This window comes from Bacillus sp. lyk4-R2A-2 (assembly GCF_030209735.1).
Taxonomy (GTDB): Bacteria; Bacillota; Bacilli; order Bacillales; family Bacillaceae; genus Bacillus; species Bacillus pumilus.
Genome location: NZ_JARVRK010000005.1, coordinates 198,047 through 224,179 on the forward strand (window position 1 = coordinate 198,047; position 26,133 = coordinate 224,179).

Here is a 26,133-nt window from a genome sequence, read left to right on the forward strand (position 1 = left end):
GTGCTGATTCCATCCTGTCCGGTGACAAGAAGAGAAGGAGAGAACAGCAAATGAAAGAAAAGAAAAATACCCTAACAACTCAATCGTTATTATCAAGCTTTGATGGCAGCCGAAAGGTGTATGAGAAAGGGTCAAGACCTGACATTTTAGTGCCAAAAAGAGAGATTGCCCTCTCACAAACGGTGACGCAGGCAGGAAACATTCAAAATGAACCGATTCGTGTGTACGATACGAGTGGACCTTACACCGATGAGCGTGCCCATATCGATGTTACAAAGGGGCTTCATCGTCTGAGAGCGGCATGGATCGAAGAAAGAGGGGATACAGAAAGCTATGAAGGACGTCATGTAAAACCTGAAGATAACGGATATCGCTCCAAAGAGAAATCGTCACATCAGCATGTTCTTACTGATTTTCATCATGAGCCGCTTCGCGCAAAACAAGGTGCCTGTGTGACGCAAATGCATTATGCAAAAAAAGGTATTGTGACGCCTGAAATGGAGTTCATCGCGTTAAGAGAAGGGCTAAGTCCTGAGTTCGTGAGAGAGGAAGTAGCCAGCGGAAGAGCCGTCATTCCAGCAAATATTAACCATCCTGAAAGTGAACCGATGATTATCGGAAGGCATTTTCATGTCAAAATCAATGCGAACATTGGCAATTCAGCTGTGACATCATCCATTGATGAAGAAGTTGAAAAAATGACTTGGGCAATCAGATGGGGTGCAGACACTATGATGGATCTGTCTACAGGAAAGGACATTCATACAACGAGAGAATGGATCATACGCAATTGCCCAGTCCCAGTAGGCACCGTTCCCATTTATCAGGCGCTTGAAAAGGTGAATGGCGTGGCAGAAGATTTGACGTGGGACGTGTACAGAGACACGTTAATTGAACAAGCAGAGCAAGGAGTAGACTACTTCACGATTCATGCGGGCGTGCGATTAAGGTATATTCCGCTGACAGTCGATCGGGTAACCGGTATTGTTTCAAGAGGCGGTGCCATTATGGCAAGATGGTGTCTTGCTCATCATCAAGAGAATTTCCTTTATACCCACTTCGAAGATATTTGTGAGATTATGAAAACGTATGATATTGCCTTTTCACTTGGAGATGGGCTTAGACCAGGATCAATAGCTGATGCCAATGATGAAGCGCAGTTTGCAGAGCTGGAAACGTTAGGTGAATTGACAGAGATCGCTTGGAAACATGATGTTCAGGTGATGATTGAAGGACCTGGGCATGTTCCAATGGATAAAATCAAAGAGAATGTAGACAAACAAATGGAGATTTGCAAAGAGGCACCATTTTATACATTAGGACCTCTTACAACAGATATTGCTCCGGGATATGATCATATTACATCTGCCATCGGCGCAGCTATGATCGGCTGGTATGGAACAGCGATGCTATGCTATGTGACGCCAAAAGAGCATTTAGGGCTGCCGAACAAAGAAGATGTAAGAGAAGGTGTGATCGCCTATAAAATTGCTGCACATGCTGCTGATCTAGCAAAAGGACATCCTGCTGCTCAAAAGCGCGATGATGCTTTATCGAAAGCAAGGTTTGAATTTAGATGGCGGGACCAATTCAACCTGTCACTTGACCCAGAAAGAGCGATGGCGTTCCATGATGAAACATTGCCTGCCGAAGGCGCTAAGACTGCCCATTTTTGCTCAATGTGCGGACCGAAGTTTTGCAGTATGAAAATTTCCCATGATATTCGCAATCAATCAGAAGAAGTAAAAAAAGAGATGGAGAAGAAGGCGAAGGAGTTTATCAGCCAAGGAAGTCAAATATATTCATCCTAAAAAAGAACCTCGCACGCATGTTGTGCGGGGTTTTATCAGATCGCGGATAAGGCTTTTCTTAAGAGGTGGAAAAATGCCTTTAATGCAACCCCTATCATGTCCAGACTCGGAATGAGGGCATCTGTTAAATGAAACACGACTGTTTGTCTTTCAGGAGATGTTCGTTTCTTTTTCCGTTTCATAAAGAAAACCTCCTTTTTAAAATACTATACTTCTTTGCAAAGAAGAGGGATAGAGATATTGTTTGAATTTAAACAAAATTTAAACTTCTTGTGTTTGAAAGGAAAGAAGGAGGGGAAACGAGTTGAGTAGAGAATGAATGAAAAGAGCCGATCTATTTGGCCAGCTAACAAGAGAGAGTGGAAGGTGATCTTATGATGAAAGTATTTAAGGTAACATTTCATATGAACAATGGGGAAGTGCTTGATTTCGAGCTAAAACGTCCAGCTACCTATGATGTGTATAAGAAAATTGAAGAAGCCAATCATTGGTTTAAGCTGAATAATGAAATCATTAACTTATTAAATGTGAATAGCATCCATGTTGAAACAGATTGACACAGAAAAGCCGCTCAGTGAGAGCGGCTTTCATTATGCAGAGAAATCATTCCGATTATTAAGCTGGCCGCGGGACAGCCAGTTCTTTTTATATAAATAAGCAATCACTTCAAGCCATAGACGCGGTGCTTTTTTCGGGAAAAAAGGTTTTTGATAATAAGCGTAAGCGGCTTTTAAGTCATCCCATTGGTGGCATGCTTTTGTTTGTGTGAAACGGGCAACGTCGATGACCCTGACCTGTCCTTCCTTTGTTAAGATCAGATTCCTCAGATGGATATCAGAAGGATTCAATCCTTTCTCGCGTGCTTCTTCTAGCGCATCATCGACTTGTTCAATCATTTGTTTTTTAATAGGAATCCCCTTTGTGAGGCATTCATAGAATGTATGTCCTTTAATATATTCCATTAAAATATATTGATCCCCAGATTCATAAATCTCAGGGTAGTAAGACGAACCAGAAAGTTTTTCATAAATGGCGGCTTCTTTGCGGGCAATATGCTGATAAGAAGGGAAAAAGACTTTTAACGCCATTTTCTTGCCGTTTTTTTTGTATGAAAAGACATAGGCACTTCTTCCTTTGCCGCACAGCTCAAGCTCTGCCGGTTTAAAGGCAAGCTTATGAAGACGTTTATCCTCATGATACTGAATCGATTCGGCTAATCTTTTGACTTCTGACATTGACTTCACCTTCTTTGGTTTCAGTTTATGCGGCTGAAAAACGAATGATGAAAAAACCGAGCATTCGATAAAGCAATGGATTGTATAAAACATACCATTTACGAATGAAGGATACAACGAAAGACTCTTCCCATATATTCATGTCATCGATTTGGTTAATGTTTAGAAAAATGGGTCAAACTACATATGTCATGCATCGATCTCATGTTTTAAAGAGGTGTAAATAGTGAAAGTGAAGATGAAATGTTTCGTTACAGGACTTATCATGACAAGTGTGCTTTTTTTCGCTACGGATATGGAAGGAAAAGAACACTTGCAAAAGCAGTCAAACTCGATCACCGTACAGCTTGAAAAAGTTTATCTAGACGGAGATGTGAGTATTGAAAGACACCGGGCATCATTAGAAGACAAAGACACATTCTGGTCGCAGTATAAAGGCTGGACGCTAGTAGAGCAGAAAGAGGATTTTGCGCTTTTTAGAAAGCAAATTGATGATATCTCTCCATTAAGTAAAGCAAATGGATATATCGGATTATCAGAGGACGGTGTGATTTCTACGTTTCATGGAAGGCCTGACGGCTGGGCGGAGCCCATTCATCTCTTTTTTCAAATTGATACGTCCCGTTTAGAAAGTCATGTGGAGGAGCAGCTTGAGCAAGGCATTCCTTTTCGAACAAAGGATGAATTTGAGCATGTGCTTGAAGTCATGAAGCCTTACCGAAATGAAATATCGTTTTAAAGCGTATAACAGCTTGCTGGTGTGAAGGCCGCAAGCTGTTTTTCGTAGTGTCATCGTAAAAATGCATTGAGCGAACGTATGTTAACTTTTATTGCGGTTTTCTTCTCGATTTATGTTACAATGAAGAACAGTCAAAGAGGTGAAAACGGTGATAGAGTTTGTAAAAGGGACCATTGATTATGTGTGCCCGCAATATGTTGTCATAGAAAACGGCGGAGTGGGATATCAAGTCTATAGCCCAAACCCGTTTATCTATCAAATCAATAAACAAGAAACGATTTATACGTATCATTACATAAAGGAAGACGCTTTTTCGTTATATGGATTTCAAACACGAGAAGAAAAAGCGCTGTTCACAAAACTGTTAAATGTCACAGGGATTGGGCCGAAGGGGGCTCTAGCGATTCTTGCTTCCGGTGATCCAGGCGCGGTCATTTCAGCGATAGAACGTGAAGATGAAGCGTTCCTGATTAAATTCCCTGGTGTTGGCAAAAAGACAGCTCGCCAAATCATTCTCGACCTAAAAGGAAAGCTAGCTGATGTTGTGCCTGAAATGATTGGCAATCTATTTAATCACGAGGACCATATTCAGGTCGAAACGCAGCAAACGGCATTAGACGAAGCGCTTGAAGCCTTAAATGTTCTCGGATACGGTGATCGCGAAATTAAAAAGGTTCTTCCATTATTAAAAGAAGAAAAGAATCTCACAACCGATCAATATGTGAAAAAAGCTTTACAAAAAATGTTGAAATAGGGTGATGTCTCATGGATGAACGGCTCGTCTCAACTGAAGCAGACAACCATGAATCAGCCATTGAGCAAAGTCTGCGGCCTCAGACACTTAGCCAATATATCGGTCAGCAAAAAGTAAAGGATAACCTCAGCGTGTTTATTGAAGCTGCCCGGATGAGGCAGGAAACACTCGATCATGTCCTTTTATACGGACCGCCCGGACTCGGGAAAACAACGCTCGCCTCGATTATTGCCAATGAAATGAATGTTCAGCTGCGGACAACATCTGGACCAGCGATTGAACGTCCTGGCGATTTGGCGGCGATCTTGACTTCTCTTGAGCCAGGTGATGTGTTGTTTATAGATGAAATTCATCGCTTGCAGCGCTCAATTGAGGAAGTGCTTTATCCAGCAATGGAGGATTTTTGTTTAGATATCGTCATTGGTAAAGGAGATACAGCGCGCTCTGTACGGCTTGATTTACCGCCATTTACACTTGTAGGTGCTACGACCCGCGTCGGGCTTTTAACAGCGCCGCTTCGTGACAGGTTTGGGGTACATGCAAGATTGGAATACTATGAGCAAGGAGATTTGGCTCACATTGTTTCAAGAACAGCAGAGCTGTTCGAGATTGGGATCGATCTTCGCTCAGCCGAAGAGATCGCAAGACGTTCCCGCGGTACGCCGAGGGTTGCCAATCGTCTGCTCAGAAGAGTAAGAGATTTTGCGCAGGTGCTTGGGAATCACGCGATTACCGAGGACATTGCGGAAGATGCCCTTGAGCGCCTTCAAGTCGACAAGCTTGGTCTTGATCATATCGACCATAAGCTGCTTTTAAGTATGATTGAAAAATTTAGAGGCGGGCCTGTTGGGCTTGATACGATCTCAGCGACAATTGGAGAAGAATCACATACGATTGAAGATGTGTACGAACCGTATTTACTGCAAATTGGTTTCCTGCAAAGAACACCAAGAGGACGGGTCGTCACAAGAGAAGCGTATGAACATTTTCAAATGGAGGTTCCGATTCGTGACTGAATTCCCTAAAATATTGATGATTTTAGGTGGTGTCCTTTTTGCCGCAGGATTAGGTTTTCAATTGGTTGGTAAGCTTCCAGGTGATATTTTTGTGAAAAAAGGAAATGTGACATTCTTTTTTCCTGTGATCACATGCATTGTCATTAGCATCGTGCTAACCATATTACTGAATATCTTTGGACGGATGAAATAACGTTAACTAGTTAACTACAGAATAGGTGAAGGAAATGAAGCTAGAACTATTTGATTTTGATTTACCAGAAAGATTGATTGCACAAGTACCGCTTGAAAAACGAGACGCATCAAGACTGATGGTCTTAAATAAACAAACGGGTGCAATCAAACACGATACATTCTCACAAATTACCGATTATTTTCAAACGGGTGATTGTCTCGTTTTAAATAATACGCGCGTTCTCCCGGCACGGTTGTTTGGAATGAAAGAGGATACAGGTGCAAAAGTTGAACTTCTTCTCTTAAAACAAGAGGAAGGCGACAAATGGGAGACACTTGTAAAACCAGCCAAACGGGTGAAAAAAGGAACAGTGATCACATTTGGTGATGGAAGGCTTCAAGCGGTATGTACAGAAGAATTAGAACATGGCGGAAGAAAAGTTGAGTTTCAGTATACCGGCATTTTTTATGAAGTACTTGAATCCCTTGGTGAAATGCCGCTGCCTCCTTATATTAAAGAGCAGCTTGACGATCGTGAACGCTATCAAACGGTGTATTCGAAAGAGGTCGGCTCCGCTGCTGCTCCGACTGCTGGTCTTCACTTTACAAACGAGCTGCTGGATGCGCTGAAAGCAAAGGGTGTGCACATCGCATTCATTACACTGCACGTGGGGCTTGGTACTTTTCGTCCGGTCAGTGCAGATCGTATTGAAGAACACGAAATGCACGCGGAATTTTACGAAATGAATGAAGAAACAGCGGCAGAGCTTAATCGCGTTCGCAAAGAAGGCGGGCGGATTATTTCAGTGGGGACAACGTCAACGAGAACGCTAGAAACCATTGCAAGTGCGCATGACGGTGAATTCAAAGCGTCAAGCGGCTGGACGTCAATCTTTATTTACCCCGGCTACACATTCAAGGCAATTGATGGCATGATCACGAATTTCCATTTGCCAAAATCCTCGTTAATTATGCTTGTCAGCGCATTAGCTGGACGAGAGCATGTCCTAAAAGCGTACAATGAGGCTGTAAAAGAGGAATACCGTTTCTTCAGCTTTGGCGATGCCATGCTGATTCAATAACATCATACAACAAAGACAGGAGGGCTCATTTTGTCGCATTTACCGATACGTTATGAGTTCATTAAATCATGCAAACAAACAGGTGCACGACTAGGGCGCGTTCATACACCGCACGGCTCCTTTGACACACCTGTATTTATGCCGGTAGGTACACTGGCTACAGTCAAAACGATGGCGCCTGAAGAACTAAAGGCAATGGAAGCAGGGATCATCTTAAGCAATACGTACCACCTATGGCTCCGTCCGGGTCATGACATTGTGAAAGAAGCAGGCGGCCTGCATAAATTTATGAACTGGGATCGAGCGATTTTGACCGACTCAGGCGGATTCCAAGTCTTCTCTTTGAGTGAATTTAGAAAAATTGAAGAAGAAGGCGTCCACTTCCGTAATCACTTAAATGGAGATAAGCTGTTCCTTTCTCCTGAGAAGGCCATGGACATTCAAAATGCGCTTGGCTCTGATATTATGATGGCATTTGATGAATGCCCGCCATATCCAGCAGAATACGATTACATGAAACGTTCTGTAGAGCGGACAAGCAGATGGGCAGAACGCTGTCTAGAAGCACATCAGCGTCCAGAGGATCAAGGGCTGTTTGGAATCATCCAAGGCGGAGAATACGAAGAGCTTCGTAAACAAAGTGCAAAAGATCTCGTGTCACTTGATTTCCCAGGCTACGCCATCGGAGGCTTATCTGTTGGGGAACCAAAAGATGTGATGAACCGTGTACTCGAGTTCACAACGCCATTGTTACCAGCAGACAAGCCAAGGTACTTAATGGGTGTCGGCTCACCAGATTCCTTAATTGACGGCGCCATTCGCGGTGTAGATATGTTTGACTGCGTGCTGCCAACACGAATTGCTAGAAACGGTACGTTGATGACAAGCGAAGGACGTCTAGTTGTGAAAAATGCAAAATATGAGCGTGATTTCAGACCAATCGATGAAAATTGTGACTGCTACACATGTAAAAACTACACACGCGCTTATATTAGACATTTGATCAAAACAAATGAAACGTTCGGAATTCGATTAACAACTTATCATAATCTTCATTTTCTGTTAAAATTAATGGAGCAAGTGAGAGAAGCTATCCGTGAGGATCGTTTAGGTGATTTTAAAGAAGAGTTTTTTGAGCGTTACGGCTTTAACGAACCGAATGCGAAAAACTTTTAACGCATAAACGAAAAGGCTTTACAATGCTTTAGAAAGGGGTGAAATAGAATGGATGGTGGTATGGGTTCAATCATTATGATTGTTGTCATGTTTGCTGTGCTTTACTTCTTATTAATCCGTCCACAGCAAAAGCAACAAAAAGCTGTGCGTCAGATGCAGCAATCTTTATCAAAAGGCGATAAAATCGTCACAATCGGTGGTTTACACGGTGAAATCGACTACATTGATGAATCAAAAGTGGTCATCAAAACAAGCGAAAACAACCGTTTAACTTTCGATCGTCGTGCTATTAGAGAATTAGCTGACAAAGGCTAATCCTCCGATACATAGCCATAAAAAAAAGAGCGATATAGATCCGCTCTTTTTTTATTTGCCTCGAAGATTGACGCCAATCATTCCGCCGAGCATACAAATCCCTAGAAATGCCCCATGATAGATGAACTGCTCTGGTGAAAAGGTTTCTCCAAACCCTAAATATTGAAACAAAAATACAGTGAGGGAAAAGATCAGCGAAGTAATCGCACCAATGAACCAGCCGCGCTCCTTTGCCTTTCCTCCAGAAATGATCCCCCCTAATAAAAGTGCCACAAAGGACAAAATCATAATCATCCATTTAAACGATGATTCCTGCATACTTGTGAAGGTAAGCATGAGCGATACAAGTAAGCTTGTGACAATCATGACGATAAAAATGGCCATTAAGCCGGATAAAATCCCTTTTCCGATTTGTTTCGTTTCCTGCATGTGATTCGTCTCCTCTCCAATTGATCGAAGCTTGTCTTTTACTAAAATGTATTCACATAGAAGAAAAAATAGACATGTTTCTCACGATAAAAACAGAGGCTTTCTTTTCTACATAAATAAAGGGTTTTGACACAAGCTATGGTGGAGAAGGAGGGTTTACATCACATGCAGGACATCTTGATTATCTCCATGAGAACAATCATTTTATATTTTCTTATTTGGTTTATTTTTCGGTTAATGGGAAAGAGAGAAATTGGCGAATTGAGTATTTTAGATCTTGTCATTTTTATGATGATCGCAGAAATTGCGGTTCTCGCTATAGAAGAAGTCGAGGATCACATGTTACATACGGTATGGCCGATCCTGCTGTTAACCTTCATTCAAATCACACTTGCCTATCTCTCATTGAAATTCCAAGGTGTCCGGCGCTTTCTTGACGGCAAACCGGTCCTGCTCATCATTAATGGGAAAATTGACGAGGGTGCGATGAGAAAACAGCGATACAATTTTGATGACCTGCTCATTCAATTAAGAGAAAACAACATCGATAGCATTCAGGATGTGTCTTACGCCATTTTAGAGCCATCCGGAAAGCTTGCGGTTGTCGAAAAAGAAAACAAGCACACACACGGAGCGCTTGAGCTGCCACTTATTGCAGATGGCGTTGTACAGCACGATCATTTGAAGCAAATTAATCAAAATGAACAGTGGCTGAAAGATGAGCTTGCCAAAAGGGGCTATCATGAAATTGATCAGATTTCCTACTGCAGCTTTAATCAAAAGACATTTTATATTGATTTGAAAGATGAAGTGATCAAGAAGAAATGAGCTAAAGCAGTTTCCCTATAAACGGGATACGGCGAAGCTCTTCACGCTTCACTAGCCCTAGACAGATTAATAGAATGACATACATTACGCACGTAACAAAGATCAGCATCACAAGCTCAATCGGGGCAGAAAAGAGCCCGTTTACTTGAGATTTCAGCCAAAGGCTCACGGCCCCAGTGCCGATGATCACAAGAACGCATATCCCATATTCCTTCATTGGTAAATGAATAGGCAGTACTTTACCGACAGTTGCCGCATGAAGCAGCGTGACAAGGACGATGCCGATTAATATTGCAAGTGCTGCCCCCATAATGCCAAAGCCCGGCTGTGAAGCAAGGACAAAAATCATTCCTGTTTTCACAACAGCACCTATCAGACTATTCGTCATCGCCGCACCAGCTAAATTGAGTGCTTGCAAGACGGCTTGAAGCGGCCCTTGAAAATAATATAGAAGAAAAAATGGTGCCATGAATTTTACATAAATAGCCGCATGCGATGAACCATACATAAAGAGCGTTAAATCTTCTGCGTAAACGAAAAGAATAATACAGGAAATACCTCCGCTGAGTAGACAAAGACGCATCGCCTGCTTCAGCCGGTATTCGACCGTTTTGCGTTTGTTCTGCTCCATTCCTTCACTGATTGCTGGGACCAGTGCAGTGGAGAGAGAATACGTAATAAAGCTAGGCAGTGTCAAAAGGGTCAGCGCAAGACCAGTCAATTCCCCGTATTGTCTTGTCGCCTCGACGGCCGCATATCCAGCAATGGCAAGACTTTGCGCGACAACTATCGGCTCTAAAAACCACGAAATATTCCCGATAAAACGGCTGCCTGTTGTTGGCAGGGCAATACTCATCAGCTGCTTAAACGTGTCCTTACCGTCATGAATCGCCTTAAAAAATCGTTTTCGAATACGAATGGTCTTTTTATAACGAAAGGCAATCAGTAAATAAGCAAGTGAAATCATCTCTCCAATAACAGATGAAATCATCGCACCTGCTGCCGCATATTCAATCCCATAAGGAAGGAAAGCCGTTGTACATACTGCCACTAGAGAAATTCTTGCAACCTGTTCCAGTACTTGAGATATGGCAAGCGGGCTCATTTGCTGTCTGCCTTGAAAATATCCTCTTAGCACACTGGAAATGGCGATGACTGGGACAACGGGCGTAATGGCAAGCAGTGGATAGACCGTTCTAGGATCTGTCAGCATATTTTCTGCCATGATGGGTGCAAACCATAAAAAGAGCGGCGTGAATATCAGGCTGAGAGTCCCTGTTATCGCAAGAGACATGACAAGAATTCGTTTTGTTTTCTGTTTGTCACCCCGGGCTTCTGCTTCTGCGACAAGCTTGCTGATAGCGACAGGCAGTCCGAATTGTGTTAGCGTCACAGCGAGAAAAAAGGTAGGAGCAGCCATCATATAAAGCCCGACTCCTTCTTCGCCAATGAACCTTGCAATGACAATTCGATTGACAAAACCCAATATTCTCGTGATAAAACCTGCTAAAATTAAAATAATCGTGCCCTTTAAAAACGTTTGCTTCGTCAAATCAAAGATCACCTGCCTTCTCAAACGACATAGAATCATATACAATAAGATATGCGTGTATATCGTCCAAGCATGACAAGTCTCTCGATAAAAACTGAAAAGGGGGAGCGTCCCATTGACACAACATCCGGCTGCAATTTACAAAGACCATTTAAAGCCTTTTCTGTTCAGTAAGCTTGAAGAATTCATCGTTTTGGGCTATAAAGATGTAGATTTAGAGGAATTATGGTCATACTTAGAGAATAAGAAGTGGAAGAAAAAACAAGAGTATCCGATTCATGAAATGGTTGCAGATATTTTATCTGTGAAAATTGGCGAATTTATGAACTATGCAACCGTTCAGTCGTTTAAAACGTCTGCTTTTTTGGACAGTGAAGATGGCAAGAATATGCTAGATGAACTGTTGAAATAAGCCATCTTAATGGATTCAGGTGTTTAAGGAGGAAATACATAATGAAAAAAGGGCGCATTCTTGCGTTTTTCTTAGTGGTTCTGTTAATCGGAACTGGCGTAGGCTTACTAACAAAGCCTGTTGCGAAAGATATGACGCTAGGGCTGGATTTACAGGGTGGATTTGAGGTCCTGTATGATGTACATCCAGTGAAAAAAGAGGATAAAATCACAAATAGTGTCCTCGTCAGTACAGTGGAGGCTTTAAACCGAAGAGCCAATGTGCTAGGTGTAAGTGAGCCGAACATCTCGATTGAAGGCAACAATCGTATCCGTGTGCAGCTTGCGGGAGTAAAAGATCAAAACAGAGCTAGGGAGATTCTTTCCACTGAAGCACAGCTATCCTTCAGAGATACGAATGATAAAGAACTCCTTAACGGGGCTGACCTGGTCGAAAACAGTGCAAAACAAACATTCAGTCAAACGAATGAGCCAATTGTGACGGTTAAACTAAAGGATGCGAAAAAATTTGGTGACGTCACAAGAAAAGTAGCGGCGATGGCGCCGAATAACCAGCTTGTCATTTGGCTTGATTACCACAAAGGAGATTCCTTCAAAAAAGAAGTCTCAAAATCAAACCATAAGTATGTCTCTGCGCCGAATGTGAATCAAGAAATTAACAGCAGTGACGTGCAAATTGAAGGGAAATTTACTGTCCAAGAGGCAAAGGACCTTGCAAGTATTTTAAATGCCGGGGCATTGCCAGTGAAATTAACAGAAAAATATTCAACATCTGTGAGTGCACAGTTTGGTGAACAAGCACTGGACGAAACAGTGTTCGCAGGAATTGTAGGAATCGCATTTATCTTCTTATTCATGCTGCTTTATTACCGATTACCTGGTCTTATCGCTGTCATCACACTTTCAGCTTATATTTACATTACGCTTCAAGTGTTTGATTGGATGGGTGCAGTCATGACGCTGCCTGGAATTGCGGCATTGATTCTAGGGGTAGGGATGGCTGTTGATGCCAACATTATTACTTATGAGCGGATCAAAGAAGAGCTCAAGCTCGGCAAATCAGTCCGTTCTGCTTTCAGATCAGGGAACCGCCGATCGTTTGCAACCATCTTTGATGCAAACTTAACAAGTATTATTGCCGGCGGCGTGCTGTTCTTCTTCGGGACAAGCTCGGTAAAAGGATTTGCAACGATGCTCATCCTATCGATTTTAACTAGCTTTATCACAGCTGTCTTCCTATCAAGATTCCTTCTTGGTCTTCTTGTTGAAAGCCGCTATCTTGACCGGAGAAAAGGCTGGTTTGGTGTTCGTCAAAAAGACATTATGAACATTCATGAAACAACAGAAACCACCGAGCCAAAAACACCGTTTGATAAGTGGGATTTCGTCAGCAAACGTAAAGGATTTATGATTTTCTCAGCTACTATCACCATTGCGGGAATCATCGTTCTTTCCATCTTCAAGCTGAATGCGGGAATTGACTTTACAAGTGGAACTAGAATTGATATCCAAAGTGATCACAAGCTGTCAACTGAACAAGTCGAGCAAGACTTTAAAAAGCTGGACCTTGAGACAGACAGTGTCGTGTTATCGGGTCAAAAAGAAAATCAGGCAGCAGCGAGATTTGTCGGTGTGCCGAACAAAGAAAAGATTGCTGAAGTGAAAGATTACTTCAAAGATAAATACGGAACGGAGCCGAACGTAAGTACAGTGTCTCCGACTGTTGGGAAAGAACTTGCCCGAAATGCATTATATGCTGTCATCATTGCTTCAATCGGGATCATTTTATATGTATCCGTTCGATTTGAATATAAAATGGCCATTGCAGCGATTATTTCACTGCTGTATGACGCGTTCTTTATCGTGGCCTTCTTTAGTATTACGCGTTTAGAGGTGGATGTCACCTTCATTGCGGCGATCCTCACAGTCATCGGATATTCGATCAACGACACGATCGTCACCTTTGACAGGGTTCGTGAACAAATGAAGAAGCGCAAACCAAAAACCATTGAAGATCTATCGTACATTGTGAACTTAAGTTTACAGCAAACCTTTACGCGATCTGTCAACACGGTATTAACCGTACTTGTTGTTGTGATCGCACTGCTTATCTTTGGATCAGCATCAATTACAAACTTCTCCATCGCCTTACTTGTCGGTCTGTTAACAGGGGTGTACTCATCTCTATATATCGCAGCGCAAATTTGGCTCATGTGGAAAGGCCGTGAGATGAAAAAACCGGCGAAGATTGATACTGAGCAAGATATTTAATTGAGTGAGACTGCCTGAATGGCAGTCTTTTTTCTTTAGTTTTTCCGAAAATAAGACGATTCGAAAAAACATTCCGGGTATCATTGATCTTGAAATGGTCTTTTGCTATAATGACATACGTTTAGACAAGTATAGAAAGCAAGTGTCCGTTTGAGGCATTTGGCTTTGGAGGGGCTGTTATGAAGGTTCGGGAAACTGAACTGCCAGGTATCGGTCACAAAGCCGAAATGATCACAAGAAATAATGAGAAGCTTGCCATCATTACACACGATGACGGCAGGAGAGAAATGTATCATTTTCAAGAGGACGATCATGAAGAATCTATTTCTGGTATCTTGCTAAACGATGAAGAAGCAAGACAAATTGCAGCAATCTTAGGCGGCATGGTATATAAGCCGAAAGCGCTTGAAACTGTAGAAGTATCATGCCTATACTGATAGATTTTCTTCCGCGCTTTTCTTTCTGTGTTTAAAAAGGACTATGAAAAGGGAAGAATAAAAGAAAAAGCTTGGGGGATATGTAGATGAACAAACAACAATGGACCATCATACTCGCATTTATTTTCGTATTAATTGTCTCAGTATTTGCCGTAATCAATGTGCGGCCGGTGCAAGTTGACTACTTATTTGGATCGGCTGAATGGCCGCTGATCCTTGTCATTATTGGTTCTGTGCTCATGGGCGGACTCATTGTGGCTTTTGCAGGGATTTTCCAAATTATGAAACTAAAACGTGAACTAAAGGCATTAAAAGCTGAGCGTGCAGCCGCACCTGCACCTGCTGTTTCGAATAAAAAGATCGACAAAGACGTTCAAAAGAAACCGAATGAGACGCCTTTAAAAGAACAGCCAGCATCATTTAACCGGAAGGAAAAATAATCTTCCAGCACAATTTCATAAAATAAAAATTGAAACCCCTCAGGCCACTCTAGTATAATAGTGTGGTTGAGGGGTGAATTTATGTTATTATCCAAAATGCGCTGGGAATATGAACATCCAAGCGAAGAAAAAGTGAAATCACTCTCTGAAAATCTGAATATTTCAGCGCTGACTGCATCGCTTCTTGTAAAAAGAGGACTTGAAGAAGTAGAAGAAGCGAGGTCTTTTTTATTTGATCAAAAAGCCGAATTTCATGATCCATTTCTATTAAAAGGAATGAAAGAGGCAGTAGAGCGCATCAACAAAGCGATCGAAGAGCAGGAATCGATTGTGATCTTCGGAGACTATGATGCGGATGGTGTGACAAGTACGTCTGTGCTTTTACATACATTAAAAGAGTTGTCTGCGAAAGTAGACTTTTATATTCCAGATCGATTTAAAGAAGGCTATGGGCCTAATGAACAGGCTTTCCGATATATCAAAGAGCAAGGCGCATCGCTTGTCATCACCGTCGATACAGGCATTGCAGCTGTAAATGAAGCACGTATTGCAAAAGAAATAGGGTTAGACCTGATCATTACAGATCACCATGAACCAAGTGAGGAACTGCCTGAGGCACTTGCGATTGTTCATCCTAAGCAGCCAGGCTGTGAGTATCCCTTTAAAGAACTTGCCGGTGTAGGCGTAGCATTTAAAGTGGCGCATGCACTTCTTGGAAAGCTGCCAACTCAGCTGTTAGATCTTGCGGCAATTGGGACAATAGCGGATCTTGTGCCGCTTCATGATGAGAATAGATGGCTCGCTAAAAAAGGGCTTATGCAGCTTAGGCAGTCGAATAGACCGGGGCTGAAGGCGTTATTGAAAGAAGCAGGTGCTACTCTTGAAGATGCAAATGAGGAAACGGTCGGCTTTCAAATTGCGCCAAGGCTGAATGCTGTAGGACGAATTGAACAGGCCGATCCAGCTGTTCATCTTCTCATGACAGAGGATAAGGATGAAGCAGAAGAACTCGCTCGTTTTGTACAAGAACTGAATAAAGAACGTCAAAAAATTGTGAGTACGATCACAGAAGAAGCCATTCAAATGGTGGAAGAGACAGGTGATGACCAGTCTGCAATCGTTGTAGCGAAAGCTGGCTGGAATCCGGGTGTTGTCGGAATTGTTGCCTCTAAATTGACGGATAAATTTTCTCGTCCTGCGATTGTGCTTGGAATAGATGAAGAGACGCAAATGGCAAAAGGATCAGCGCGGAGTATTCCTGGCTTCGATCTATTTTTCCATTTAAGCAAATGCCGTGACATTCTGCCGCATTTTGGCGGGCACCCGATGGCTGCGGGTATGACACTTCGAGCGGATGATGTTCCTTTACTAAGGGAAAGATTAAATCAATATGCGAATGAAACGTTGACAGAAGAAGACTTTATTCCGATTCAGCGGGTTGATGCTGTATGCAAGGTAGACGAGTTGACGGTTGAAGCAATTGAAGAAGTGGGGATGCTGTCACCATTTGGCATGCAGAATCCAAAGCCGTTCATCATGATTGAAGATGTGAGACTTGAAGAAATCCGAACAATTGGAGCAAATCAGAATCATATTAAAATGTCTCTGAAAGACGAAGAGAAGCTGCTTGACTGTGTCGGTTTTCATCAAGGTCAATTAAAAGAAGAAGTTGTCACAGGTAGCCGCATTTCCGTCATTGGTGAAATGTCCATCAATGAATGGAATAACCGGAAGAAACCACAGCTCATGCTAAAAGATGCCCGAGTAGATGAGTGGCAGCTGTTTGATTTGCGCGGCAAAAAGGATTGGGAAAAGACAATCTCCACGCTTGACCCAGAAAAATATGTGGTGGTCTGTTTTGACGAAGAAACAAAACAGGAAGTCAAAATCCCGATTCATCATGTCCATGCAGAAAATGTTTCAACATTCGATGTAGAAGGCAAGTATGTTGTCTTTGCAGATGTTCCAGCAGATGAACACTTACTAAGGCAGCTGTTAGAAAACCAAAAGCCAGCTAGAGTTTATACGGTTTTCCAAAGAAAAGAAGATCATTTCATGTCCTCTTTCCCTAGCCGCGATCAATTCAAATGGTTTTATGGATTCTTGTTAAAGCGAGGAAGTTTCCCTCTTAAGGAGCAAGGAATGGAGCTTGCGAAACATAGAGGCTGGACAAAAGATACAATGATTTTTATGACAAAGGTGTTTTTTGAACTCGGTTTTGTTAAAATAGAGAGTGGTGTGCTGTCAATAGTACGTGATGCCCCTAAAAAAGATTTAACGGCATCAGCATCCTATACAGCAAAACAACGATTGATGGAACTCGATCAAACACTAACATATTCCTCAGCCAAAGAGCTGAAGGAATGGCTGAATAGCATGATGAGCGAAGTCTCACCTGTGCTTTGACGTACGAGGAGGAAAAGGAAAAGATGGATTTAAAACAATATGTGACAGTTGTACCTGACTACCCAAAGGAAGGTGTACAATTTAAAGATATTACAACGTTAATGGATAAAGGCGAAGTGTACCGTTATGCAACGGATCAAATTGTTGAATACGCGAAGGAAAGAGACATTGATCTCATTGTTGGACCTGAAGCGCGTGGATTCATTATTGGCTGCCCTGTAGCTTACGCACTTGGTGTAGGTTTTGCACCGGTTCGTAAAGAAGGAAAGCTTCCTCGTGAAGTCGTTAAAGTCGAATACGGCTTAGAATATGGGAAAGATGTATTAACGATTCATAAAGATGCGATTCGTCCTGGTCAACGTGTATTGATTACAGATGACTTACTTGCGACTGGTGGAACAATTGAAGCGTCCATCAAGCTTGTAGAGGAATTGGGCGGCGTTGTGGCAGGAATTGCATTCTTGATTGAGCTGACGTATCTGGACGGCAGAAAGAAGCTTGACGGTTACGACATCTTGACGTTAATGCAATACTAATGGAGTTTTACGAAAAAAGCACTCGGTAAGAAGGGTGCTTTTTTCCTATCAAAAATCTTTTAGCGGACTTCTTCTCTTTACATCTATCGAATTTTTCTTGATAATAAACTACAATACAGTTTTCATTTAAAAAGGTGATTCCATGGCGAACGAACAAGTTTTAACGGCGCAGCAGGTCATTGACAAGGCAAGAGAATACCTGTCCGCTGAACATATTCAATTTATAGAGCGAGCATATGAATATGCTGAAAATGCACATAAGGAGCAATACCGGAAGTCTGGTGAGCCTTATATTATCCATCCAATTCAAGTGGCGGGGATTCTTGTTGACCTTGAAATGGACCCATCGACCATTGCAGGAGGTTTCCTGCACGATGTTGTCGAGGATACAGATGTGACATTACAGGATTTAAAAGAGCATTTTAACGAAGAAGTTGCGATGCTTGTTGATGGTGTAACAAAGCTCGGGAAGATTAAATATAAATCACAAGAAGAACAGCAGGCCGAAAACCATCGAAAAATGTTTGTGGCAATGGCGCAGGATATACGCGTCATCTTGATTAAACTGGCAGACCGTCTGCACAATATGAGAACGCTCAAACACCTTCCTCAGGAAAAGCAGCGTAGAATTTCAAATGAAACCCTTGAAATCTTTGCACCGCTTGCGCACAGATTAGGGATTTCAAAGATTAAGTGGGAGCTTGAAGATACAGCGCTCCGTTACTTAAATCCGCAGCAATATTACCGGATCGTGAACCTCATGAAGCGCAAACGAGCGGAACGTGAGGAATACTTGGACGAGGTTGTCAATGAAGTAAAAGATCGGGTGTCAGAGGTAAACATCAAGGCTGAATTTTCCGGAAGACCAAAGCATATTTATAGTATTTATCGCAAAATGGTCCTGCAAAATAAGCAGTTTAATGAAATTTATGATCTGCTGGCCGTTCGTATTTTGGTTGACAGCATTAAAGACTGCTATGCCGTGCTCGGGATTATCCATACATGCTGGAAGCCGATGCCAGGCAGGTTTAAGGATTATATTGCAATGCCAAAGCCGAACATGTACCAATCGCTTCATACAACAGTGATTGGGCCAAAAGGTGACCCGCTTGAAGTTCAAATCCGAACAGTGGAAATGCATGAAATTGCAGAGTACGGAATTGCTGCGCACTGGGCATACAAAGAAGGAAAAGAGTCAGCAGAATCAACGGAGGAAGCTGTCTTCCAGAAGAAGCTCTCTTGGTTTAGAGAAATCCTTGAATTCCAAAATGAATCGACAGATGCAGAAGAATTTATGGAATCATTAAAGATCGATCTCTTCTCTGATATGGTGTTTGTCTTTACTCCAAAAGGAGACGTCATTGAACTGCCATCGGGTTCCGTGCCGATTGACTTCTCTTACCGGATTCACTCGGAAATTGGGAACAAAACGATCGGTGCGAAGGTCAACGGAAAGATGGTCACGCTCGATCATAAATTGAAAACAGGTGACATTATTGAAATTCTGACATCAAAGCACAGCTATGGACCAAGTCAGGATTGGGTCAAACTTGCCCAAACCTCCCAAGCCAAGCACAAGATCAGACAGTTTTTCAAAAAACAGCGCCGTGAAGAAAATGTCGAAAAAGGCCGAGAACTCGTGGAGAAAGAAATCAAAAACCTTGAGTTTGATGTCAAAGACATCCTGACAGCTGAAAACCTGCAAAAAGTGGCTGACAAATTTAATTTCTCAAACGAAGAGGACATGTATGCAGCGGTTGGTTATAACGGAATTACTGCACTCCAAGTCGCCAATCGTTTAACTGAAAAAGAAAGAAAACAAAGAGATCAAGAAGAACAAGAAAAAACAGTTCAAGAAGTGACTGTAGAGCCAAAGACGTATCACGGGAAGAAACGAGAAGCAGGTGTAAGAGTCAAAGGGATAGATAACCTGCTTGTCCGCTTATCTAAGTGCTGTAATCCTGTTCCAGGTGATAGCATTGTTGGTTTTATTACGAAAGGCCGAGGCGTATCTGTTCACCGTGATGACTGTCCGAACGTGAAGACAGGAGAAGCGCAGGAACGGTTAATCCCGGTTGAGTGGGAGCATGAACAGCCTGCTCGAAACCGTAAAGAATACAATGTGGAAATTGAAATATTAGGATATGACAGACGCGGATTACTCAATGAGGTGCTTCAAGCAGTCAACGAAACCAAAACGAACATCTCGTCGGTTTCTGGTAAGTCTGATCGTAACAAAGTGGCGACGATCCATATGGCGATCTTTATTCAAAATATTAACCATTTACACAAAGTGGTAGAACGCATTAAACAAATCAAAGACATTTACTCTGTTCGCCGATTCATGAATTAGAAAGGAAGTATATCGTCTATGAGGCTTGTTGTGCAGCGTGTGACAAGTGCATCTGTGAAGGTAGAAGAAGAGATCACAGGAGCCATCAATGAAGGATATATGGTACTCGTTGGTGTCACACACGAAGATACAGAAGAAGATGTGCATTATTTAGCTGATAAGCTTGCACATTTACGTATTTTTGAGGATGAAAACGGGAAAATGAATCATTCGTTATTGGATGTAAAAGGAAGCGTGCTGTCTGTGTCTCAGTTTACCCTTTATGGTGATACGAGAAAGGGCAGAAGGCCAAATTTTATGAAAGCAGCCAAGCCAGATGCGGCGAACGCCCTTTACGAATGTTTCAATAAAGCCCTTAGAGAAAAAGGCATTCATGTAGAAACTGGCCGTTTTGGCGCGATGATGGATGTGTCATTGACCAATTCAGGACCTGTCACCATCTGGATGGATAGCAAAGAATAGATTCACTTTAGACTGTAGATAAACTCATGCAGGAGTTTGTTTAGAGTCTTTTTCTTTTGCGACCAAACAAAAAAGAGGCGCAGTGGCCTCTTTTTTCTAGCGGAAATATTGTTTTAATCCTTCTGTCATTCCTTCTGTGACTCGTTCTTGGTAAGAGGCGCTATAAATGATGGCTTCCTCCTGAGGATTGCTTAAATAGCCGAGTTCATATAAAAGAGAAGGACGTTTGTTTTCTCTTAACACAAAATAATCTCCGAATTTGACACCCTTATCAGGGATTTGAGAGCGTTTAGCAACTTCTGTATGAACATTTGTCGCTAATTGCTGGTCTTTTGCTGCTTGATAATAATACGCCGTACTTCCTCTGACACTTGGGTCCATAAAACTATCATAATGAAGACTAATAAATGCATCTGCATTTCTGTAATGAGATGTCGCGACCCTCGATTGAAGGCTGATAAAAGTATCTTCACTTCTAGTTAAATAAACATTTGCTCCAGAAGCCCTTAATTTGCCTGCCAGTAAATTAGCGGTTTTGATGGTAATGTTCTTCTCAAACGCACCATCTGCGCCAATCGTACCGCTGTCTTTTCCGCCATGACCTGGATCAAGAACAATCGTTTTTCCTTTTAAAGAACCAGTTCCTGACGATGAATCCTGCTGTGGTCTTGGTGCCTCGCTGCTATTTTTATTCGTTTGAACGACCCAGCTTGCCACATAACCAGTTCCGCCGTTTGATAATGTCACCTCGTACCAGTCACCTTGCGTGCGAACAATTTGATAGGCAGAACCTTTTGTGGCTCTTTCTGCAATCTGAGCAGAGGTAGAAGCACTTTTTCGAATGTTGGTGCCATCGTAAACAATGTACGCTTTCTTTTGGGAAGCCGATGAAGATGAGTTCTTTTCACCCTCCGAACTCGCTCCATTGCTTGTGACGATGTAATAGCTTGCTGCCCAGCCTTTCACGCCTTTTGCCTCAATTTCATACCAGCCGTTCTGCTCGCGCAAAATGGTGATCTGTGTGTTGCGGGCAAGTGAAGCGACGACTTGTGCATTTGGTGCCGCCGATTGCCTTACATTCAAGCTCGATACGCCAACTGTGCCTGTCTGTTTAGAGCGAGAGGACTCGCCAGCGCTTGATTGAGAAGCTTTTTGGCCGCCTGACACATAATCAGAGTGAACCCAGCCTACTGCTTGTTTATACGAAATTTTTGTCCATTCGCCGCTTGTCTGCAGCTTTTTAGCCGAAGCGCCTTGCGGGAAAGTTCCGACGACTTGATAGGAAGTCCCTGGGCCCGTCCGTATGCGAAGATCAGAGGCTGTCGATGTAATGGAACTGCTCTCTGCTGAGCTTTGATTTTGTGTCTTCGGCTTAGCAGACTTTTGGCTGCCAGATGATGTTGTAATCAGCCATGAGACGACCCAGCCTTTTTGACCGTTCGATAGCCCGATCTGCACCCATTCTCCTTGTTTCGTGAGAATGGGATAGCTTTCTCCGCGCTTCACAACAGCTGCGATTCCATAGCTTAAACCAGGACCCGTTCTCACATTGATTTCATCTGTAGCGACCACAGCTTGATCTGTTTGTGCTGTAGCATGTGCCATAGGCAAAGTACTTGCGATAAGAACAAAACAGGTAAGAAGCATCATCATTTGATTGTGTTTTTTTAGATTCAAAACGGTGTTTTCCCCTCCCTTGTAAAACCGATGAACATAAATTCGTTATGTAATGGACTAATTCCTTGCAGTTTCCCTAATAAAAATGAATCAATCTGTTTATACTAAATAAAAACGTGATAAAAGGATGTACAAACATGAGATTAAGCAGAAAATTAGGACGAGTGCAATATAATGGACATCGTGATATCGATCGCTGGCAGCACGACGAAATGGATCAACCAGGCTTCCTTGAAGAAACCGCATCTGAATACGGATGTACGTCAAAAGAAGAGCTGGAAAAGAAAAAGAGGCACGGCAAGGGTTGACAGAGTGGCAGCACCGACCTTATTATAATATAAATCAACACACTTGAAAATTTAAAATGTGGAACTGATGATAGAGAATAGTAGGGTAAATTGCGTGAGCAGAGAGGAATCGCCTTAGGCTGAAAGCGAATCCGCATGGCATTTATCACGAAAGAACACTCTGTAGGTTTCCTGCTGAACGCTCTAAAAATGAGTCAATAGGCGGAGAACGTGAATCTGCGTTAAGGATTTGAGCGGGAACATGGCTAGATCATGTTCCAACTAGGGTGGCACCACGGGTATAACTCTCGTCCCTACTATACACATAGTAGAGGCGGGGGTTTTTTATATGTCCACATAAAAAAATGAATGATGGTCGTAGGAGGACGAAAAATGAGTTTTAATATTCCAAGAGGCACACAGGATATTTTACCTGGAGAGTCAGAACGCTGGCAGTATGTTGAACAAATTGCAAGAGATACATGTGCGGCCTTTCAATACAAAGAAATCCGCACACCGATTTTTGAGCATACAGAGCTGTTTGCACGGGGAGTAGGCGAATCAACCGATATCGTTCAAAAAGAGATGTATACATTTGAAGATAAAAAGGGACGCAGCATCACCCTTCGTCCAGAGGGAACGGCATCAACCGTACGTTCTTATGTTGAAAATAAATTATTTGCACAGCCGGCGCAGCCAACAAAGCTGTATTACATCGGACCAATGTTCCGCTATGAACGTCCGCAAACGGGAAGATATCGTCAATTTTATCAGTTTGGGATTGAAGCGATCGGTTCAAAGGACCCAGCCATCGATGCAGAAGTTATTTCCCTTGCGATGAGTGTTTATGAGAAAGCAGGTCTTTCAAACTTAAAGCTCGTCATTAACAGCCTTGGTGACAAAGAGAGCCGTGCAGACTACCGCAAGGCACTTGTCGAGCACTTTGAGCCAAGAATCGATGAATTCTGTCATGACTGTCAAACCCGTTTACATCAAAATCCGCTGCGAATTCTTGATTGCAAAAAGGATCGTGACCACGAATTGATGGCAACGGCTCCATCCATTCAAGATTACTTAAATGATGAATCACGGACTTATTTTGAAAAGGTCAAACAATACTTAACAGATATAGGCGTTGAATATGTCGTCGATCCGAACTTAGTGCGCGGCCTTGATTACTACAATCACACGGCATTTGAGATCATGAGTAATGCTGAAGGCTTTGGTGCGATTACCACATTAGCCGGCGGAGGCCGATATGATGGACTTGTTGAAGGAATTGGCGGTCCTGAATCACCAGGAATCGGTTTTGCTATGAGTATTGAGCGTTTCTTATCAGCAATCGATGCTGAAGGGATTGATCTTCCATTGCAAGATGGCATTGATCTATACATTGCTGCACTCGGTGATGATGCGAAAGATTACGCTGTTTCATTATTAAATCGTCTAAGAAAAGAAGGCATTTCAAGTGAAATGGACTATACAGGGAAGAAATTAAAAGGACAATTTAAAGCGGCTGATCGATTAAAAGCCAAGTTTATTGCTGTCCTTGGTGAAGATGAGCTGGCGCAGCACATTGTGAATGTAAAAGATACGACAACGGGTGAACAAATTGAAGTGAAGCTTGATGAGCTGATTCAAATGATGAAGGCCCACAAGAAGGCGTAAAGAAGGAGTGGAATGTTTGTGTTTGGTAGAACTTTTTATTGTGGAGAAGTAACAGAAGACCAAATCGGTCAAACCGTTGTATTAAAAGGATGGGTTCAAAAAAGACGTGACCTTGGCGGATTAATCTTTATTGATCTGCGTGACCGTACAGGAATTGTACAAGCTGTCTTCAATCCAGACCTTTCAAAAGAGGCACTTGAGACAGCAGAATCGATTCGTAATGAATATGTCCTTGATATTAAAGGAACGGTTGTCGCAAGAGAAGAAGCAACAATTAATCCAAATCTAAAAACAGGGAAAATTGAAATACAAGTCGAAACGGTCAGCGTGTTAAATGAAGCGAAGACCCCTCCTTTTGTGATTTCAGATCAAGCGGACGAGGTATCAGAAGATGTGCGCCTTAAATACCGTTACTTAGACCTTCGCCGTCCTGCTATGTTTGAAACGATGAAAATGCGACACGAGGTCACAAGAGCATTCCGCCATTTCTTAGATGACAACGGCTTTCTAGATATTGAAACACCGATTTTAACAAAAAGTACGCCAGAGGGTGCACGTGACTATCTTGTTCCAAGCCGTGTACACGAAGGAGAGTTCTATGCCTTGCCTCAGTCCCCGCAATTATTTAAACAATTGCTGATGGTCTCAGGAATGGATCGTTACTATCAAATTGCCCGCTGCTTTAGGGATGAAGACTTGCGTGCTGACCGTCAGCCGGAATTCACACAAGTCGATATCGAAATGTCCTTTATGAGTCAAGAGGACATTATGACGCTTGCTGAAGAGATGATGGCAAAGGTGATGAAAGATGTCAAAGGCGTAGAGCTGACATTGCCATTACCTCGTATGACTTATGATGAAGCGATGAATTCTTATGGTTCTGATAAACCAGATACACGTTTTGAGATGAAGCTTGTCAACATTTCAGACACGGTAAAAGACTCTGATTTCAAAGTCTTTAGCGGAGCTGTAAAAAATGGTGGAGCTGTGAAAGCCATCAATGTCAAAGGGGCTGCAGCGAATTACTCAAGAAAAGACATTGATGCCCTTGGTGCATTTGCTGCGAACTACGGTGCAAAAGGTCTAGCTTGGCTTAAAGCAGAAGGCACAGAATTAAAAGGGCCGATTGCTAAATTCTTTGACGAAGCAAAGCAAGCAGAATTAAAGGAGCAGCTTCAAGTCGAAGAAGGCGACCTTTTACTCTTTGTTGCAGATAAGACGTCTGTTGTCCATGACGCACTTGGTGCCCTTCGCTTAAAACTCGGCAAAGAGCTTGAACTCATCGATGAGTCTGTATTCAACTTCTTATGGGTCGTTGATTGGCCGCTGCTTGAAAAAGATGAAGAAGAAGGACGCTTCTATGCTGCCCATCATCCTTTCACAATGCCAGTACGCGACGATCTTGAATTAATTGAGACAAGCCCAGAGGACATGAAGGCACAGGCATACGATCTTGTCCTGAATGGCTATGAGCTTGGCGGAGGTTCGATTCGTATTTTCGAAAAGGACATTCAAGAAAAAATGTTTAGCTTACTTGGGTTTTCAAAAGAAGAGGCTTATGAACAATTCGGCTTCCTTCTAGATGCTTTTGAGCACGGTGTTCCTCCGCACGGCGGAATTGCGCTTGGTCTTGACCGCTTAGTGATGCTGCTTGCCGGCCGCTCTAACCTAAGAGACACGATTGCATTCCCGAAAACGGCAAGTGCGAGCTGCGTGCTAACAGATGCTCCAGGTCATGTGAGCGAAGCGCAGCTGGATGAGCTAAGTTTAGCGATTAAAACAAAAGTAAAACAGTAAAATAGACGCATGGATATAGGCATGTAAACGCTTGAAAAAGCGGCATGCCTATGATATGCTTTCATCAATCAATAAATAAAGTCCTGATACGTACGGTGGTTACCTAGTTTTGACCGAACATTTTTTTATACGGGAGCTTGCCTTTCCTTTCTGCATAAATGCCTCTTTAGAGGACTTATAAAGTCAGGAAGAAAGCACCCACCTGCATGGTGCGGGGTTCAAAACGAAGGAAAAGCTGGCGGCGTTGTCGGGACTTTTTTGTGTTTTTTTCTTTTTC

The 26,133-nt window shown here is 42.5% G+C and carries 25 protein-coding genes, 1 other RNA gene, 1 pseudogene and 1 other annotated feature; of the genes and pseudogenes, 22 read left to right on the plus strand and 5 right to left on the minus strand.

The features are described from left to right. Window positions 1-50 precede the first annotated feature (50 nt). The gene (thiC, locus tag QRN39_RS07790; protein ID WP_050943661.1) at window positions 51-1,811 is read left to right on the plus strand and encodes a phosphomethylpyrimidine synthase ThiC; all 1,761 of its coding nucleotides are present in this window, start codon (window positions 51-53) and stop codon (window positions 1,809-1,811) included. Window positions 1,812-1,846: 35 nt separating this feature from the next. Here the strand turns inward: thiC and QRN39_RS07795 are convergent, their stop codons facing one another. Beyond that, entirely contained in the window at window positions 1,847-1,993 is a 147-nt protein-coding gene (locus tag QRN39_RS07795; protein ID WP_003216600.1) for a hypothetical protein, read from the minus strand. Between the two features lie 192 nt (window positions 1,994-2,185). Between QRN39_RS07795 and QRN39_RS07800 the strand changes: the two genes are divergently transcribed. Continuing rightward, on the plus strand, window positions 2,186-2,368 hold the full coding sequence (locus QRN39_RS07800; RefSeq protein WP_003216799.1) for a hypothetical protein: 183 nt from the start codon (window positions 2,186-2,188) through the stop codon (window positions 2,366-2,368). Between the two features lie 33 nt (window positions 2,369-2,401). On the opposite strand, the gene QRN39_RS07805 is transcribed toward QRN39_RS07800, so the two are convergent. Further along, window positions 2,402-3,046 (minus strand): protein kinase family protein, encoded by a 645-nt coding sequence (locus tag QRN39_RS07805; RefSeq protein ID WP_137054909.1) that lies wholly within the window; start codon window positions 3,044-3,046, stop codon window positions 2,402-2,404. A gap of 238 nt (window positions 3,047-3,284) precedes the next feature. Between QRN39_RS07805 and QRN39_RS07810 the strand changes: the two genes are divergently transcribed. From QRN39_RS07810 to yajC, 7 genes are all read left to right on the plus strand, one after another. Further along, window positions 3,285-3,785, plus strand: coding sequence for an intercompartmental signaling factor BofC (locus tag QRN39_RS07810; RefSeq protein ID WP_170966011.1), 501 nt, complete (start codon window positions 3,285-3,287; stop codon window positions 3,783-3,785). 148 nt (window positions 3,786-3,933) lie between these two features. Further along, the gene (gene ruvA, locus QRN39_RS07815; protein ID WP_117731146.1) at window positions 3,934-4,539 is read left to right on the plus strand and encodes a Holliday junction branch migration protein RuvA; all 606 of its coding nucleotides are present in this window, start codon (window positions 3,934-3,936) and stop codon (window positions 4,537-4,539) included. Window positions 4,540-4,550: 11 nt separating this feature from the next. Then, complete coding sequence (gene ruvB, locus QRN39_RS07820) at window positions 4,551-5,555, plus strand: Holliday junction branch migration DNA helicase RuvB (RefSeq protein ID WP_284906805.1); 1,005 nt, start codon at window positions 4,551-4,553, stop codon at window positions 5,553-5,555. After that, a complete protein-coding gene (locus tag QRN39_RS07825; RefSeq protein WP_003216361.1) occupies window positions 5,548-5,748 on the plus strand; it encodes a DUF2905 domain-containing protein in 201 nt (66 codons plus the stop codon). The genes ruvB and QRN39_RS07825 overlap by 8 nt, the downstream gene beginning before the upstream one ends. A 34-nt stretch (window positions 5,749-5,782) precedes the next feature. Next, window positions 5,783-6,811, plus strand: a complete 1,029-nt coding sequence (gene queA, locus QRN39_RS07830; protein ID WP_212046170.1) for a tRNA preQ1(34) S-adenosylmethionine ribosyltransferase-isomerase QueA — start codon at window positions 5,783-5,785, stop codon at window positions 6,809-6,811. Window positions 6,812-6,841: 30 nt separating this feature from the next. Further along, the gene (tgt, locus tag QRN39_RS07835) at window positions 6,842-7,987 is read left to right on the plus strand and encodes a tRNA guanosine(34) transglycosylase Tgt (protein WP_284906806.1); all 1,146 of its coding nucleotides are present in this window, start codon (window positions 6,842-6,844) and stop codon (window positions 7,985-7,987) included. A gap of 48 nt (window positions 7,988-8,035) precedes the next feature. Beyond that, window positions 8,036-8,302: a preprotein translocase subunit YajC gene (gene yajC, locus QRN39_RS07840; RefSeq protein ID WP_003216659.1), complete on the plus strand. Its 267-nt coding sequence runs from the start codon at window positions 8,036-8,038 to the stop codon at window positions 8,300-8,302. Between the two features lie 51 nt (window positions 8,303-8,353). On the opposite strand, the gene QRN39_RS07845 is transcribed toward yajC, so the two are convergent. After that, a complete protein-coding gene (locus tag QRN39_RS07845; RefSeq protein ID WP_003216839.1) occupies window positions 8,354-8,731 on the minus strand; it encodes a TIGR04086 family membrane protein in 378 nt (125 codons plus the stop codon). A 165-nt stretch (window positions 8,732-8,896) separates the two neighbouring features. On the opposite strand from QRN39_RS07845, the gene QRN39_RS07850 reads away from it, so the two are divergent. Beyond that, a complete protein-coding gene (locus QRN39_RS07850) occupies window positions 8,897-9,559 on the plus strand; it encodes a DUF421 domain-containing protein (protein ID WP_003216185.1) in 663 nt (220 codons plus the stop codon). A gap of 1 nt (window position 9,560) precedes the next feature. Here the strand turns inward: QRN39_RS07850 and spoVB are convergent, their stop codons facing one another. Next, the gene (spoVB, locus tag QRN39_RS07855) at window positions 9,561-11,111 is read right to left on the minus strand and encodes a stage V sporulation protein B (RefSeq protein WP_137054910.1); all 1,551 of its coding nucleotides are present in this window, start codon (window positions 11,109-11,111) and stop codon (window positions 9,561-9,563) included. Between the two features lie 115 nt (window positions 11,112-11,226). Between spoVB and QRN39_RS07860 the strand changes: the two genes are divergently transcribed. From QRN39_RS07860 to dtd, 8 genes and pseudogenes are all read left to right on the plus strand, one after another. Continuing rightward, a complete protein-coding gene (locus QRN39_RS07860; protein WP_003216788.1) occupies window positions 11,227-11,523 on the plus strand; it encodes a post-transcriptional regulator in 297 nt (98 codons plus the stop codon). A 41-nt stretch (window positions 11,524-11,564) separates the two neighbouring features. Further along, window positions 11,565-13,793 carry a protein translocase subunit SecDF gene (gene secDF / locus QRN39_RS07865; RefSeq protein WP_003216337.1) on the plus strand — a complete coding sequence of 743 codons (2,229 nt, stop codon included), beginning with the start codon at window positions 11,565-11,567 and terminating at the stop codon, window positions 13,791-13,793. Between the two features lie 179 nt (window positions 13,794-13,972). Then, window positions 13,973-14,218, plus strand: a pseudogene (locus QRN39_RS07870) (cation:proton antiporter regulatory subunit); the annotation flags it as partial. A gap of 98 nt (window positions 14,219-14,316) precedes the next feature. Further along, window positions 14,317-14,670, plus strand: coding sequence for a LapA family protein (locus QRN39_RS07875; RefSeq protein WP_251190258.1), 354 nt, complete (start codon window positions 14,317-14,319; stop codon window positions 14,668-14,670). A gap of 81 nt (window positions 14,671-14,751) precedes the next feature. Then, complete coding sequence (recJ, locus tag QRN39_RS07880; protein WP_284906807.1) at window positions 14,752-17,076, plus strand: single-stranded-DNA-specific exonuclease RecJ; 2,325 nt, start codon at window positions 14,752-14,754, stop codon at window positions 17,074-17,076. 23 nt (window positions 17,077-17,099) lie between these two features. After that, a complete protein-coding gene (locus QRN39_RS07885) occupies window positions 17,100-17,612 on the plus strand; it encodes an adenine phosphoribosyltransferase (protein ID WP_003216770.1) in 513 nt (170 codons plus the stop codon). A gap of 142 nt (window positions 17,613-17,754) precedes the next feature. Beyond that, window positions 17,755-19,965: a RelA/SpoT family protein gene (locus tag QRN39_RS07890; RefSeq protein WP_012010732.1), complete on the plus strand. Its 2,211-nt coding sequence runs from the start codon at window positions 17,755-17,757 to the stop codon at window positions 19,963-19,965. An 18-nt stretch (window positions 19,966-19,983) separates the two neighbouring features. After that, window positions 19,984-20,427 (plus strand): D-aminoacyl-tRNA deacylase, encoded by a 444-nt coding sequence (dtd, locus tag QRN39_RS07895; RefSeq protein ID WP_003216527.1) that lies wholly within the window; start codon window positions 19,984-19,986, stop codon window positions 20,425-20,427. A 96-nt stretch (window positions 20,428-20,523) separates the two neighbouring features. Here dtd and QRN39_RS07900 read toward each other — a convergent pair whose 3' ends face one another. Next, window positions 20,524-22,104 (minus strand): N-acetylmuramoyl-L-alanine amidase family protein, encoded by a 1,581-nt coding sequence (locus QRN39_RS07900; RefSeq protein WP_284906808.1) that lies wholly within the window; start codon window positions 22,102-22,104, stop codon window positions 20,524-20,526. A gap of 137 nt (window positions 22,105-22,241) precedes the next feature. On the opposite strand from QRN39_RS07900, the gene QRN39_RS07905 reads away from it, so the two are divergent. From QRN39_RS07905 to ssrS, 4 genes are all read left to right on the plus strand, one after another. Beyond that, entirely contained in the window at window positions 22,242-22,412 is a 171-nt protein-coding gene (locus QRN39_RS07905) for a YrzK family protein (protein WP_003216250.1), read from the plus strand. A gap of 58 nt (window positions 22,413-22,470) precedes the next feature. Next, window positions 22,471-22,710: a binding site (T-box leader), on the plus strand. 74 nt (window positions 22,711-22,784) lie between these two features. After that, complete coding sequence (gene hisS, locus QRN39_RS07910) at window positions 22,785-24,059, plus strand: histidine--tRNA ligase (protein WP_003216423.1); 1,275 nt, start codon at window positions 22,785-22,787, stop codon at window positions 24,057-24,059. A gap of 18 nt (window positions 24,060-24,077) precedes the next feature. Beyond that, the gene (gene aspS / locus QRN39_RS07915) at window positions 24,078-25,856 is read left to right on the plus strand and encodes an aspartate--tRNA ligase (RefSeq protein WP_095117949.1); all 1,779 of its coding nucleotides are present in this window, start codon (window positions 24,078-24,080) and stop codon (window positions 25,854-25,856) included. A 77-nt stretch (window positions 25,857-25,933) separates the two neighbouring features. Further along, a non-coding RNA gene (gene ssrS, locus QRN39_RS07920) (6S RNA) lies at window positions 25,934-26,114 on the plus strand. Window positions 26,115-26,133 lie beyond the last annotated feature (19 nt).